The organism is Metasolibacillus sp. FSL H7-0170, from assembly GCF_038593115.1.
GTDB lineage: Bacteria > Bacillota > Bacilli > Bacillales_A > Planococcaceae > Metasolibacillus > Metasolibacillus fluoroglycofenilyticus.
Map to the genome: position 1 here is coordinate 1,677,743 of NZ_CP151964.1, position 13,820 is coordinate 1,691,562.

The window sequence follows — 13,820 nt, forward strand, 5'->3', positions numbered from 1 at the left end:
TTAGAGTACTTTTTTTCCTTTAGCGAACGCCTAATGCCATCTTCGCATAGCGTGACATCATATCTTTTGACCACGCTGGTGTCCATACAATATTTACTTCTGTATCCTTTACTTCAGGTAGCTCACCTAAAGCTGTTTTTACTTGGTCTACAATAACAGGGCCAAGTGGGCAACCCATTGAAGTTAATGTCATCGTTACTGTTGCTAAACCTTCTTCATCTAAATCTACATCATATACTAAGCCTAAGTTAACAATATCAATTCCTAACTCGGGGTCAATTACGTTTTCTAAAGCGCCATACATACTATCTTTCATATCTTGGTCAATTGCCATTTTTAACACTCCTTTCTATGTTATATTTAATGATAGCAGAACTCCATGCTTATGCCAAATGCTGTGCTAGCCAGTCTGTTACAGCAAGCATACCTGCTCTTGATACAACATGCCCCGCTTTTTCATCAATCATGTATGCAGAACGCGAATTTTCCCCGTGCTTTTCAAAATATGGATAACTCATCTCAAATGGGACAACTTTGTCTTCTTTGCCATGCCAAAAAAACGTTGGCACTTGCTGTAAAATATTCGCCTTGTTTTCTAAATCATAGGCATCTAGCATTGCCATTGTCTCTGCAAGCTGCTGCTCGGTAAAAGGTAATTCAATACCTGCCTTTTCAAACTGAGCAAGCTGATGCTGCGCAAATTTTGGATAGCTCGTTGCTCCCATGCAAATCCCCGCTGTTTGTATCCAGTCATATTTGCTTAAGCATCCTACAGTCGTAATTCCTCCCATTGAGGTCCCTGCAATACCTATTGCCTTCGTTGTTAACAAACCTTTATCTTGGAGCTTTTTATAGAGGATTTCTACTTCCCCTACCGTTCGCATAACAATTTCCCAAAATATTGGCTCTAGCTGCTCTTTCGTTGTATTAGGCTCGGCACGCTCACCATGCAAATGTGCATCTGGCAAAATTACACGGACACCTTTTTCTACTAACTGATAGGCGAAATGTAAGTTATGCTCCTTCCCACTGCCGAAACCATGAATAAAAATAACTGTCGGATTTTCAACAGTCATTTCCGACGTATGCACATGTAATAACGGTATGTGCTCCCATACTTCACGCTGTACAATCACTAATTCTCACTCCTACGAAATATCTCTATACTAAGAGTAACAAAAATTGAATGATATGACAAAACTTTGACGTATAATAGTAAAAGACAGTAAAATAGAGTGAAACTTCAATGAGTGAGGATTTCTTCACCCTTCTGATTGTTTGCTTTACCAATTAGCTTTACAGAAAATTAATTTAGAAATAACCAATCTACTTTTGGTTCAAATTAATAACTATCTGTGAATGCTTGAGAAAGGGGACTTAAACTAGTATGAAGCAACATTTAATCGTCTTAGACTTAGACGGCACATTATTAACGGACCAACAACAAATCTCCTCCTATACAAAGGATATTTTGACGAAAGCACAGCAGGAAGGTCATGCCGTCATGATTGCAACGGGTCGCCCTTATCGTGCAAGTGAAATTTATTATCGGGAGCTCGGCTTACAAACTCCGATTGTTAATTTTAATGGCGCATTAGTGCACCATCCTACAAATAGCGCTTGGCAGCAACTGCATTCACCGCTTGCGATGCGTGTCGTTCATGATGTTGTCGATTCAGTTGACCAATATAATTATGAAAATTTAATCGCTGAAATAATGGATGATGTCTACTTGCATAATGAGGATGAACAAATGATGCATATTTTAGGGATGGGCAATCCACGTGTCACAACAGGTAACTTAAAAACACATTTACTTGAAGACCCAACAAGTTTACTCATTCAAGCAACTGATGCACATGCAGCAGCAATCCGTCAGCATTTAGAAGATGTACATGCCGAATTAATCGAGCATCGCCGTTGGGGTGCGCCATTCAACATTATTGAAGTTGTGCGCAAAGGCTTGAACAAGGCTGTTGGTATTTCACATATCGCCCATAATATGCAAATTCCACGGGAGCGCATTATCGCATTTGGTGATGAGGATAACGATTTAGAAATGATTGATTATGCTGGAATAGGCGTGGCAATGAGCAACGGCATAGAGCCACTAAAAAATATCGCGAATGAAATTACATTATCCAATAACGAAGATGGCATTGGGAAGTTTTTAGCAGAGCGTTTAAAGCTTTAACGAGCTCTCCTCCTAGCTTAATTTACTACTTTGCTGTAAAGAAATTAAAAAACCCTCCCTTGTAAATGCAAGGGAGGGTTTTTTTCAGCTTCACACGAATTATTATTTAATTGGTGCGTCAGCTACTAATTCTACTAATTCTAAATCATCGATTGTTGAATTGCTATAGTCGATGCTCCAGTTTTTAACGCGTTTGTTAACTGGTGTAAGCTCTAAACGGTACATCATTGGTACCACTGGTGCTACTTCAGCCATTTCTTTTTCGAATGCTGCGAATTGCTCAGCACGGTAAGAAGCGTCAAATGATTTGTTAGAGTCGATGTTGCTTAAAATTGTTTGTAAGCTATCTGATGTGTAACGAGAGAAGTTGTATGCCGCTGTATGTGCATAAATACCAGATGGTGATGGGTTAGAACCTACGCCCCATGCAGCCATAAAGATATCAATGTTTGGATCATCAGCTTCTACTTTGTCATAGAATGAGTTGAACTCGATTGTACGACCATCTGTGTACACAACATTTAAACCAACGTCTTTCCAGTTTTGTAACCAGAATGCAGAAATTTGCTCAGCTACGTCATCACCTGACATTGTAGCAAATTTAATTTCAAGTGGATTACCGTCTTTATCTTCACGGATACCGTCGCCGTCAACATCTTTGAAGCCAGCGTCTTCTAATAATTGTTTTGCTTTTTCTGGATCATAGTTGTATCCTTCTAAGCTTGCATCGTGGAATGATGAGAATACTGGAGGAACGATTGCGTTTGCACGCTCACGTAAACCTTCATAGAATACTTCTGTTACTTCTTCAACGTTTAATGCATAAGCCATAGCTTGACGTAAGTTTACATCGCCCATTTTAGTGTTTTCTAAATCAGTTGCTACAGCTTTTGTTTCTGTATCCCATTTACCTACTTTGAAACCTAGGTATGAGTAGTAAAGCTCAGGACGAGCTAAAACATCAATATTTGTTAAATCTTTAATTTCAGCATATTTTGCTGAACCGAATGATAATGCTAAATCATATTCACCAGATTCTAATGCTTTCGCGATAGAAGATGATGGTACTACTTTCACGATTACTTCGTCTAATTTCGGACGACCCTTCCAGTAGTTTTCGTTTGCTTTATATTGTACAGACTCACCAGGAACAACACGGTCAATTACGAAAGCACCAAGTGTAACTGGGTTTTTACGAACTGCATCATGTTCAACTAAGTCAGCAACAGGAACATCACCAAGAATGTGGCTTGGCTCAGCATAAGTTAAGATACCATCTCCACCTGAGAATAAACCTGGAGATACTTCAATAAGTTGTAATTCTAAAGTTGTTTCATCAATTTTGTTAAGACCAGAAATTGTTTCTGCTGTACCATCATGGTATGCTTCAGCACCTACGATGTTACGGAAGAATGAGTTATAACGTACACCTGTGTAATCTTTATGACCAATAATGTTATATGGTAACATTAAGTCTTCAATTTTTAATGGCTCACCATCAGACCATTTTACACCTTCACGAATTTTAATCGTTACGATGTTTGGTTCACCTTCTTCTAAAGTAAAGCTTGCAATACCTTCGTCAGTCAGTAAGAAGTCACCGTCTGCGCTGAAAATCGTGTTAGATGCAAAAGCCATTAAATCTGAATCATATGCATCTTCATATAGTGCGTATGAGAAAATACCTTGGAAAGGCTCATCTTTCTGCATAGCTACCATTAATGTACCGCCGTCAATAGCAGTTCCTTCGTTTTCAACAGATAACGCGAAGCCATCTTCTTGCTCATTATTAGCTTCTTCATTAGTCGTTGTGCCACCGTCAGTTTTACCTGTATCAGTGCCCTTGCCTGCGTCTTCATTTTTATCTCCGCCACATGCAGCTAATACTAACATTAGTGCAAATAACATTGCTAGAAGAGCCCAACGTTGTTTCTTCATTTTTTTTCCTCCCTTTTTTGCCTCAGCTAGAAATTGTACCTATAAACACTAGCCATATTTATCAAAACACATTTATCAAGTGATGATAAATGTGATGGTACCAATTTTTTTGTACCTAAAGCGTTAGCGCCGTTTACAGAAGCTTAACACTTATTCTAGTAAATCTTTTCAAAAAAATCAATTTTCAGTTTTTTCTGAATATAATATTTTAATAGTTTCCGAAAGAAATATCCATAACTGGTTACTTCTTTCATATCTTAACTATTTTATATGCAAAAAGTCTAGCATATTTTCATAAATTGTGAGGGAAATTTAGAAAATATTTTCTAAATCCCTACACAATCTTCTCCCTAAGAAATTAACCTAAACGTTGCTTAGCATCTGCTGCACGGCGTAACGCTTGCCCAACATAGTTGATTGAAAGCATTAAAATTAAAATAAATAATGCTGCTGGTAGCCAAACCCACCAATATGTTGACATAACTAACGGGTTATTTGCATATGCTACAAGTGTCCCTAATGAAGGCGTTGACGGCGGTAAACCGAAGCCTAAATAAGTTAAACCTGTTTCAATCCCGATATTCCCTGCAAAGTTTAATGTTGCTTCAACAATTAAAATCGAACTAATATTTGGCATTACTTCCTTGAAAATAATAACAAAGTCGTTTGTTCCAAGTGTTTTTGAAGCATTTACATAGTCACGACGGCTTTCTGATAATGATTTTGAACGCACGAGACGTGCAATACTCGTCCAGCCGAATAAACTAATAATTAAAATAAAAGTTAATACAGTATATTTCGGTACAATTGTAATAAATACAATAATAATCATTAATGATGGTAATGTAATAAAGAAGTCAATAATACGCATGAACATATTATCAATCCATCCACCGAAATAACCACAAGCTAAACCAATGAAAATACCAGCTGTACCTGTAATCAACGTAATTGCAATCGCAATTAACAGCGAGTTTTTCGCACCGATAATTAGCTGTCCGAAAATATCACTACCACCAACATCGGCACCAAGCCAGTGCTCAGCGCTTGGAGGTGCATATTTACCACGTAATGAAATTTTCATTACCTCTGCTGGGTCGAAAAATAATGATGCAATGAATACACCAGAAATTGTTACAATCATAATAACTAAAGATATCATTGCAATTCTATCTTTTATAAATTCACGCCATACTACCTGCATACCAGTTGGTGGAGCGCTTATTACTTCTTGCTCTTTTTTGTTGTCTTTCTCTTTAACCACTTTTTTTCACCTCTCCTTAACTTATTATTTTGTCTATTCAATCCTAATTCGTGGGTCAACAATACTCATAATAATATCGGATAATAGACTACCTAATAACGCTAAGAAGCCGTATAGCATAACGAGTGCTGTAATAACACTATAGTCACGAGATGAAATAGATGAAATAAATAGTTGTCCCATACCTGGATATGCGAAAATTGTTTCAATGAAAATAGATCCACCTAATAAGCCCGTAATTGTAAAACCGATAAACGCAGCTACTGGTAATAGCGAGTTACGGAAAATATGTCTTGAGTAAACCTTGCGTGCTGGTACCCCTTTTGCACGCGCTGTACGTACATAGTCCATGCTCTTTGCATCTACTACTTCTGTACGTAAATATTGAATAATCCCTACTGTACCTAATACCGCTTGCGTAAATGCAGGTAAAATCATATGGTAAACTTTACTCATATAAAAGCCGAGAGTACCTGGTGCTTCCCGAACGTCAACAGAACCGCCTGCTGGGAACCACTGCAATTTATAACCGAAGAAGTATAGCATAATTAATGCTAGTACGAATGTCGGTATCGCAAAGCTTATAAAACTATATAAAACTACCCCTCTATCAAACAAGCTATTTTGGAAACGCCCTGCCAATACCCCTAATGGCACTGCGATTGCATAAAGCATAATAGCTGTTAATAACGATAACCAGAATGTGTTCATTGCACGTTCACCGATTAGCGTCGATACTTTCACCTTGTACGTGTAACTGTTCCCAAATTCCCCTTTAAAAGCATTGCCCATCCAACGTGCATATTGCTGATACCATGGATCGTTCAAACCATTTATTTCACGCAATTCTTCAATACGCGCGGGATCTGTTTCTGGCGTAATTTTACCTGTGAATGGGTCACCAGGCATGTTTTTCGCCATAATGAAAATTAATAAACTTAGCACAAATAATTGTGGAATCATAATTAAAAAACGTCTAACAACCGTTTTCCACATATTAATTGCCTCCCTTCAGTGCTGAAGAAGTTGCAGCTACAAAATGCGTGTCTGAAATTGGTGATAAATCGTATACTCGACCGTTCTCATCAAAATACTGCTTATGCTCTAATTGATAATTACGTTCCACTTCTATACGCTCAAGTTTACGTTCTTCACGTCCATTCGGTGTAACATCTGGAATCGCAGATAGTAGACGCTTCGTATAAATATGCTGTGGATTACCGTAAATATCCTTTTTCGAGCCCGTCTCTACGAAACGACCTTTATACATAATAGAAATATAGTCACACATATGTTTTACTACACCTAAATCATGTGAAATGAATAAATAACTTAAGCCATATTCATCCTGAATATCCTTCATGAAGTTTAACACTTGTGCTTGTACAGATAAATCCAGTGCCGAAACTGGCTCATCCGCAATAATTAATTTTGGATTTGTTGCAATAGCACGCGCAATACCAAGGCGTTGCTTTTGACCACCAGAGAATTCATGTGGATATTTTAATTTCGCATCTTCTGGCATACCAACAATCGCCAAAAGCTCATTAATTCTACGACTTTCTTCCTGTGGCGTTAGCTTCAAAAAGTTGCGAATTGGCTCTGCTAAAATATCTTGTACGCGCTTTCTCGGATTTAAGCTTGAATGAGAATCTTGGAAAATCATTTGAATATCACGATTATAAGCAGAGGTACGGTCACGACGCTTATTCGTTACATTCTCACCCTCATAAATAATAGAGCCTGCTGAAATTTTCTCTAGGCCGATAATTGATTTACCAGTTGTAGATTTACCACAACCAGATTCCCCAACAAGACCGTATGCTTTCCCTTTTTCAAACTCCATTGAAATACCATCAACGGCATATACATTATCAATTATTGTATTAAAAAATCCACCGCGAATTGGGTAATGGACTTTTAAATCGTTAATTTGCATAAAGCTCATTATGCACGTCCTCCTTCTTCGCCTTTAAAGTAGAATTCCTTGTAGCATGTACATCTTACAAAATGATTTGGTGCTACTTCATGCAACACAGGATCTTTCTCATGTGCGCTTTCTGGAATCCAAGAAATACGCGGTGAGAAACGGCATCCTTGACGTGGTAATTTCAATAAAGAAGGTACAATTCCTTCGATAACATTTAACTTTTGCCCATCTGAGTTCATCTGTGGAATTGAGTTAAATAATGAACGTGTATATGGGTGTTTCGGATTATTAAACAATTCTTCTACTGGTGCCTCTTCAATAATTTGACCCGCATACATAACAGCTACGCGATCAGCTACTTCAGCTACAACACCTAAATCGTGTGTAATTAAAATAATTCCTGAGCCCGTTTCTGCTTGTAAGTCTTTTAGTAAATCTAAAATTTGGGCTTGAATTGTTACATCAAGCGCCGTTGTCGGCTCATCCGCAATAATAATTTGCGGCTTACAAGAAATCGCAATCGCAATAATAACACGCTGACGCATACCACCAGATAATTGGTGAGGGAATTGCCTTGCAACACGCTGTGGATTTGGAATTCCAACTTGCGTTAATAGTTCGAAAACTCGAGACACACGCTGTTCTTTTGTTAATTTAGTATGATAAATTAAACTTTCCTCAATTTGCTCTCCAATACGCATTAATGGATTTAATGCAGAAAGAGGATCTTGGAAAATCATTCCTATATCCATACCACGAACATCGTTGAACTCATCCTCGCTTAATTTTGCAAGATTTTTATTTTTATATAAAATCTCACCCTGCACTCGCGTTTTATTATGATCGTGAAGTCCAATAATCGATGTGGCTAGTGTACTTTTACCACAGCCCGATTCGCCAACAATCGCCAGGATTTCGTTTTTTCTTAATGTCAAAGACACGCCATCAACTGCGTCAAAATACGTATCCTTAATTCGAAAACCTGTATGTAAATCTTTAATTACTAAAAGCTCTTCTGACGTTTTCAAATTCTTTCTCCTTTCAAGCAACCAGTTAAGAATATTACGACAATTTACTATTCAGCAAAAATCAATCATTCAAAACTGTTTCCCAATTCTTGATGGCATAATGAAAAAGCTGACTATACCGCTTCACATTATACTCTTTGTAATTCTTTAAAGTCAATATCTCCATGTTTAGCTATTCTGACATAACATGATTCTAAAATTAAATAATATTTTTGACAAGCTTTTTTTTATTTTTCTCTTACTTCAGCACTTTAAAGTGCTAGTTAATGCATTATATTCTACATAATACGCTAATTTTGTACATTTTTTTACAAAGAATAAATTATACAAAAATAATTATTATAAGTTTTTTCATATATAAGAATATTCAAACATTAGTTTTCTAAAATGGCAATATCTGCGTTAAACTGAATTTAGATTCACTATTAGAGTTAGAAATTATCATCATATATAACACTTGTAGCATAATTAAATAGTTATGAAAAAATAATAATTTACTTACCACTAAGCTACCGTATTTTAATTCACTTTCCCTACTATTTCTTCATATTTATAAAGAATACTCTTATATAATATGTTATATTTCACCTATCAAACCAATATTTCCGCACTTATTCATAGAAAAAGTTTTTTTAAATTTTTTTCTATGAATAAAAAAACAACCCTATCAATTCCCATAAAAGGAATGATAAGGTATTTTTTATTTTGCATTACTGTCCTGTAGCTTACGATTTTTTCGACCACGTTTTACGAATACAATCACAAAAACTATAAATAATAAATAGACAATACTTAGCGCTGCTAAATAAGGGATATTCCAGCCTCGCTTATCTATAATTTGAAACACATCTGAAACTTCTCTGTCTAATACAACAATATATTCCCCATTTTTATTTTGCTTAACAATTTCACTACTTAAAACAGCGCGTAATTCCTTGTCTTCACCAATTTCCTGTGCTGTTAAAACTACGTGCTTCGTTTTACTCGTGTTATTCGATATTACTAGCCATTGTTCTTCTTCAGACGTACGAGTAAAAGCAATCAATCCATTATCGTTTTCAACTAAATTAAAATCACCGTGACGCATAGTAGTTGATTTCTTCCGTATGCTTTGTAAGTCTCCGATAAAATCGACAAGCTCCTCATCTGTTTTAAAATTATAAACTTGATGTGCTTGTTCACCTGCCTCACCATTCATAGCAATTTCTGTACCATATTGCATAACAAACACGCCAGGTAAGAACATGATTGGTAACAACGCTGTTTTCAAACGTGTTGGCGGGAACATTTTTTGCTCTGTTGCATCGAATACAAAGCGATCTGTTTGTAATGAATCTATCATTAACTGTGGTGCTATTTGCTCACCCGCCAAGTATGGCTCAACATATTTTAAGAAATCCGTTGTTGATAAATCCACATTTTTAAACATCTCGCGGTATAAATCGGTTGCATCTGAAGCAAATTTTGCATCGAAGTTAGCATCGCTGACTTCATTTGAAATAACATACATCGCACTATTTTGTGCCTTCAATGCTTCAATCAAGCTATTTAAAAACGTTGTATTGGCATCACCAATATTTGTTAAGCGAATACCACCAAAATTATAGCTTTGGGCAAATTGCAGTAGCGCTTCTTGCAAAGCAGCTTGAACCTCCACATTTGCTAAATCCCAATGTACAATGCCATCTTGCTGTGATTTAATCCAGTCTTTTTTAGCTGAATCTTTCACCCATTCATGCTCTGCACTTACATTAGATAGGGGGAAATCAACCATTATGGAAATTTCCTCTTTATTATAGGCAGCAATTACATCCTTTAGCTCCTGCTCAGTGCCAAAATGTGGCTCAATTTTTTCATAGCTTGTAGGTGTCCAACCATCATATGTTTCAGTTGTAAACACTGTTCCAATGGAAGCAATTGTAAAACCCATTTTTTTTATTGTGGAGAGCTTTTCAATTAAGCCAGCAAAATCACCGCCAGCAAATTGTGTTGCATTCTGCCTATCTACATTAATATCGTTTTCCGCTGTTTTATTAAAATAGCGGTCGATTAGTACGTCATATATACTTTCATCTGCAATCGTTCGTGCTTCCTCCGCATAGCTAACAGCTGAAAATGGAGAAATTAATAAGATTGTCACTATCATTGCAGAAACCCATTTCATCATCTTCATTCGAATGTCTCTCCTAATTTAACAATAGTCCATCGTCATTTTATCAAACTTCCGGGCACTTTTACTATTACAATACTGTAAATTAAAATGAAATACGTCAAATACGTGAACAACACAAAGCAAAAGGTGTCTAAAAAGTGGCTTGCTAGCCTACTTTTCAGACACCTTTATCTTTTTTAGAAATTCACACCAATTCCAACTGATAATCCTAGATAAAGCGTTACTAATAACACGATTGCGAATAGTACCCAGAACATTGTTGTTGGCTTGTCTTTTTTCTTGCGTACTAAAATCATTTCCATGAATCCAATAACAAGTATACCGAATAAAGCTTTGATGTCATAGTACATGCTGCTTTCTGTAATGACACCACGCCATTCCATAAGCAATGCTGCACCTGTAATGACAATTAAAATGTACATAACACGCAACGCCATATGCACACCTTTGTTTGGTTTACTTGCTAATGCGCCAATGAAAAATAGTACAAGTGCAAGTACCCATGTTGTAATATGGAGATGCGTTGTGCTAGTTAAAAAATCCATCATATCCCACCTCATTTTTTCTCTTCAAGACATATCCTATCATGTGAGGTAGGTTGTTTCAATGAAATGGTGTTGAGGCTGTCCAAAAAGCCGTGCATAGCCGGCATTTTGGACAGTGGCGATGATGTTTGACAAAATATTAACTCAACTAAATAGAGAAGGCATCTTTTAAAACACGATAAACATTCGCTTTAGCAATGTTTATCTTCAATAAAAGTGAAGCATTGAGGTTTCACTTTATGCAAAACGGTTTGCTAACGTGCCAATTCCTTCGATTGAAATTTTCACCTCATCGCCAGCTTTTAAAAATACTGGTGGGTTCATTCCTTTTCCAACTCCCGCTGGCGTGCCTGTTAAAATAATATCACCTGGCTCTAATGTAACGTACTTTGATAAGATTGCAATTAAGTCTGCTACTTTAAACATCATATCTTTTGTAGAGCCATTTTGACGTAGCTCGCCATTTACTTTCGTTACAATTGTCAACACTTGTGGATCTGGAATCTCATCCTTTGATACTAGGTAAGGGCCTAACGGGCAAGTTCCTTCTAGACTTTTTCCTAGGAAGAACTGTTTGTGCTTTTGTTGTAAGTCACGAGCTGTCAAATCGTTAGCTATTGTGTAGCCAAACACATAATCATAGGCCATTCCTTTAGGAATATCTTTTCCGCGCTTTCCAATGACAACAGCAAGCTCACCTTCATAATCTAGCATTGACGTTTTTTCCGCATGAATTGGTAGTGTTGCTTCATCCGCAGCGATGGCTGTTGGTGATTTTGTGAACACAATAATATCCTCTGGCACTGCGTCTGCTCCCATTTCCTTTGCATGGTCCTCATAATTTTTCCCTACGCACAAAATATTTTTCGGCGTGCGTGGAATTGGGGCTAACCATTCGATTTCACTAAATGTATGTTTAAATTGCTCCGCGTTTTCACTTTTTTGTACGGCATCGACTAACTTTCTCATTTTTTCTACAAAATCAAAACCTAATGCAATACCATCAATAATTGTTGACGGAAAAGAAGGAAAAACTTGTAGTGCTTCTTGAATTGCTAATACATCCCAAACTGCTTCTTCTTTTTTTACTTTCGGTCCAAATTTTACTTGTCCATTTAATTTAAAAGATAATAATTTCATAATCGCATCTGCACTCCTTCTTTTTATCCCGCATAAACAGACTTTTATTAAAAAGTAAGCATAGTCCCTTTTCAATAATTCTGTAAATGTCTGATTGATGAAAGCTAGCCAACAGTAGAAAAAGAGTGTCCACCGATGGAAGTTTCATTTTATACATCATACATTATTATACGACAAAAAGCCTTATTTTTCTGATAATTTTTTATTATAAAGTGAACCTTCAATCAGTGGGGGCCTTATCCCCACTGATTGGTAGTTTCACCATTCGGGTTTTTACAGGCTGTCGGATCCCCACTTCAACCCCTTGATCTTACCTACTGTTTTGAAATGGTGGTCTTACAGCCTGTTAATACGGGATAAGTTAACTTTTTCATAGCTGCCTCAATTGGACCTTGTGAAAACTTTGATAGCCATAACTCTGCAAGTATAAGCTGCACGATAAAAATACCTAATGCCATATATACGCCCATTTGCACAGTCATTTTCCCGTATAATCCGAATCCAAAACTATAGAAAATAAATGTTGCCACGACGGATTGCATGATATACATCGTCATCGACATACGACCTAGTTTCGCTAGCGGTGATAGCAGTTTTATTGCAAATGGCAATAAACAAATAACGATGATAGCAGCCATATAGCCAACTGCTAAAATCGGCCCCCCAATGAATACTTTTAAATAATCTAATAAGTACGTGCGATTATACATATATGGCGCACTTTTAATAAATAAACCTAGACCGATACCAACTACAGCGAAAATTAGCCACATTATTTTCAGCTCTTTTGCTCGTTCAATTAAACGCCATTTAGCTGCTGCTACGCCGACTAACATATACGGCAAAATAGTAAACAATGAGATTATCCACATATCTATTCGCATTTGTATAGATAAATCTGCTATACGCTGTGTTAATGCGTCCATCCATGTTCCTGTACCGTAGGCTGTAATGGCGTTTTGAATCATAACAATATTAACGGATATTTGCTCGACTTCCATATTTAAAACGCCGGCAAGCTGATAAATAAATAAAATAAAAGCGTGCATCATCGCGTTGAGTACTAGCGCTATCGTAATTAACCATGGGCTTTTCAAACGCATGAATACGATTAAAAAGAAGCCGCAAAATGCATACATAACTAAAATATCTCCCCACCAAATGAGAAAAGCATGGATGAGACCGATTGTTAATATAATAAGTAGGCGCTTTGGTGCAAATTTGTAAAAATTAATGCCTGTTTTTTGCGATTTCATATACTGCATCGCTAAACCATAGCCAAATAGGATTGAGAATAACGGGTAAAAGCTACTTTGCACATAAATATCCAAAGTTTGCTGCCATATAATATCTTTTGCCTCAGTAAACCAATAAGCTAAATCTATATGCGGCTGCGGCAAGTAAAATCCATACATATTGACTAATAAAATGCCAAGTAAGCTTACACCACGTAAAACATCAATTGTATGTACACGTTCTTGCATTAGTGTAGGTTGAAATTTCACAATCTCGACTCCCTTCCAAGGCGTCCAAAAAGCGTGCTATAGCACTGCTTTTTGGTCGTTTATGTTTTAGCCCGTATCAATTACGTCTCGGTGTAATTGCGTC

General features: G+C 36.8%; 12 protein-coding genes. 1 reads left to right on the forward strand and 11 read right to left on the reverse strand.

Annotated elements, in window-relative coordinates; genetic code table 11:
- Window positions 1-19: 19 nt before the first annotated feature.
- Window positions 20-328, reverse strand: a complete 309-nt coding sequence (locus MHH70_RS07955; RefSeq protein WP_066165213.1) for a metal-sulfur cluster assembly factor — start codon at window positions 326-328, stop codon at window positions 20-22.
- A 55-nt stretch (window positions 329-383) separates the two neighbouring features.
- Window positions 384-1,136: a prolyl oligopeptidase family serine peptidase gene (locus MHH70_RS07960; RefSeq protein WP_342472997.1), complete on the reverse strand. Its 753-nt coding sequence runs from the start codon at window positions 1,134-1,136 to the stop codon at window positions 384-386.
- 251 nt (window positions 1,137-1,387) lie between these two features.
- Here MHH70_RS07960 and MHH70_RS07965 point away from each other — a divergent pair, with 251 nt between their 5' ends.
- Window positions 1,388-2,194 (forward strand): Cof-type HAD-IIB family hydrolase, encoded by an 807-nt coding sequence (locus tag MHH70_RS07965; protein WP_107942150.1) that lies wholly within the window; start codon window positions 1,388-1,390, stop codon window positions 2,192-2,194.
- A gap of 102 nt (window positions 2,195-2,296) precedes the next feature.
- Here the strand turns inward: MHH70_RS07965 and MHH70_RS07970 are convergent, their stop codons facing one another.
- From MHH70_RS07970 to MHH70_RS08010, 9 genes are all read right to left on the reverse strand, one after another.
- Complete coding sequence (locus MHH70_RS07970) at window positions 2,297-4,132, reverse strand: oligopeptide ABC transporter substrate-binding protein (protein ID WP_066165156.1); 1,836 nt, start codon at window positions 4,130-4,132, stop codon at window positions 2,297-2,299.
- A 358-nt stretch (window positions 4,133-4,490) separates the two neighbouring features.
- Window positions 4,491-5,336 carry an ABC transporter permease gene (locus tag MHH70_RS07975; RefSeq protein ID WP_082798990.1) on the reverse strand — a complete coding sequence of 282 codons (846 nt, stop codon included), beginning with the start codon at window positions 5,334-5,336 and terminating at the stop codon, window positions 4,491-4,493.
- Window positions 5,337-5,429: 93 nt separating this feature from the next.
- Entirely contained in the window at window positions 5,430-6,392 is a 963-nt protein-coding gene (gene opp4B, locus MHH70_RS07980) for an oligopeptide ABC transporter permease (RefSeq protein ID WP_066165150.1), read from the reverse strand.
- A 1-nt stretch (window position 6,393) separates the two neighbouring features.
- Window positions 6,394-7,344 (reverse strand): ATP-binding cassette domain-containing protein, encoded by a 951-nt coding sequence (locus MHH70_RS07985; RefSeq protein ID WP_342472998.1) that lies wholly within the window; start codon window positions 7,342-7,344, stop codon window positions 6,394-6,396.
- Window positions 7,344-8,354: an ABC transporter ATP-binding protein gene (locus MHH70_RS07990; RefSeq protein WP_066165144.1), complete on the reverse strand. Its 1,011-nt coding sequence runs from the start codon at window positions 8,352-8,354 to the stop codon at window positions 7,344-7,346. Before MHH70_RS07990 ends, MHH70_RS07985 begins: the two co-directional genes overlap by 1 nt.
- 700 nt (window positions 8,355-9,054) lie before the next feature.
- Window positions 9,055-10,527, reverse strand: coding sequence for an alpha-amylase family glycosyl hydrolase (locus MHH70_RS07995; protein ID WP_342473000.1), 1,473 nt, complete (start codon window positions 10,525-10,527; stop codon window positions 9,055-9,057).
- 176 nt (window positions 10,528-10,703) lie between these two features.
- Window positions 10,704-11,072, reverse strand: a complete 369-nt coding sequence (locus MHH70_RS08000) for a YisL family protein (protein ID WP_066165138.1) — start codon at window positions 11,070-11,072, stop codon at window positions 10,704-10,706.
- Between the two features lie 237 nt (window positions 11,073-11,309).
- Window positions 11,310-12,212 (reverse strand): fumarylacetoacetate hydrolase family protein, encoded by a 903-nt coding sequence (locus MHH70_RS08005; RefSeq protein WP_107942147.1) that lies wholly within the window; start codon window positions 12,210-12,212, stop codon window positions 11,310-11,312.
- 314 nt (window positions 12,213-12,526) lie between these two features.
- Window positions 12,527-13,717 carry a DUF418 domain-containing protein gene (locus MHH70_RS08010; RefSeq protein ID WP_342473001.1) on the reverse strand — a complete coding sequence of 397 codons (1,191 nt, stop codon included), beginning with the start codon at window positions 13,715-13,717 and terminating at the stop codon, window positions 12,527-12,529.
- Window positions 13,718-13,820 lie beyond the last annotated feature (103 nt).

Excerpts from the sequence above, each read along its gene's own strand:
- MHH70_RS07965 (WP_107942150.1), top strand. The coding sequence starts at position 1,388 with ATGAAGCAACATTTAATCGTCTTAGACTTAGACGGCACATTATTAACG.
- MHH70_RS07970 (WP_066165156.1), bottom strand. The coding sequence starts at position 4,132 with ATGAAGAAACAACGTTGGGCTCTTCTAGCAATGTTATTTGCACTAATG.
- MHH70_RS07975 (WP_082798990.1), bottom strand. The coding sequence starts at position 5,336 with ATGCAGGTAGTATGGCGTGAATTTATAAAAGATAGAATTGCAATGATA.
- opp4B (WP_066165150.1), bottom strand. The coding sequence starts at position 6,392 with ATGTGGAAAACGGTTGTTAGACGTTTTTTAATTATGATTCCACAATTA.
- MHH70_RS07985 (WP_342472998.1), bottom strand. The coding sequence starts at position 7,344 with ATGAGCTTTATGCAAATTAACGATTTAAAAGTCCATTACCCAATTCGC.
- MHH70_RS07995 (WP_342473000.1), bottom strand. The coding sequence starts at position 10,527 with ATGAAGATGATGAAATGGGTTTCTGCAATGATAGTGACAATCTTATTA.
- MHH70_RS08000 (WP_066165138.1), bottom strand. The coding sequence starts at position 11,072 with ATGGATTTTTTAACTAGCACAACGCATCTCCATATTACAACATGGGTA.
- MHH70_RS08005 (WP_107942147.1), bottom strand. The coding sequence starts at position 12,212 with ATGAAATTATTATCTTTTAAATTAAATGGACAAGTAAAATTTGGACCG.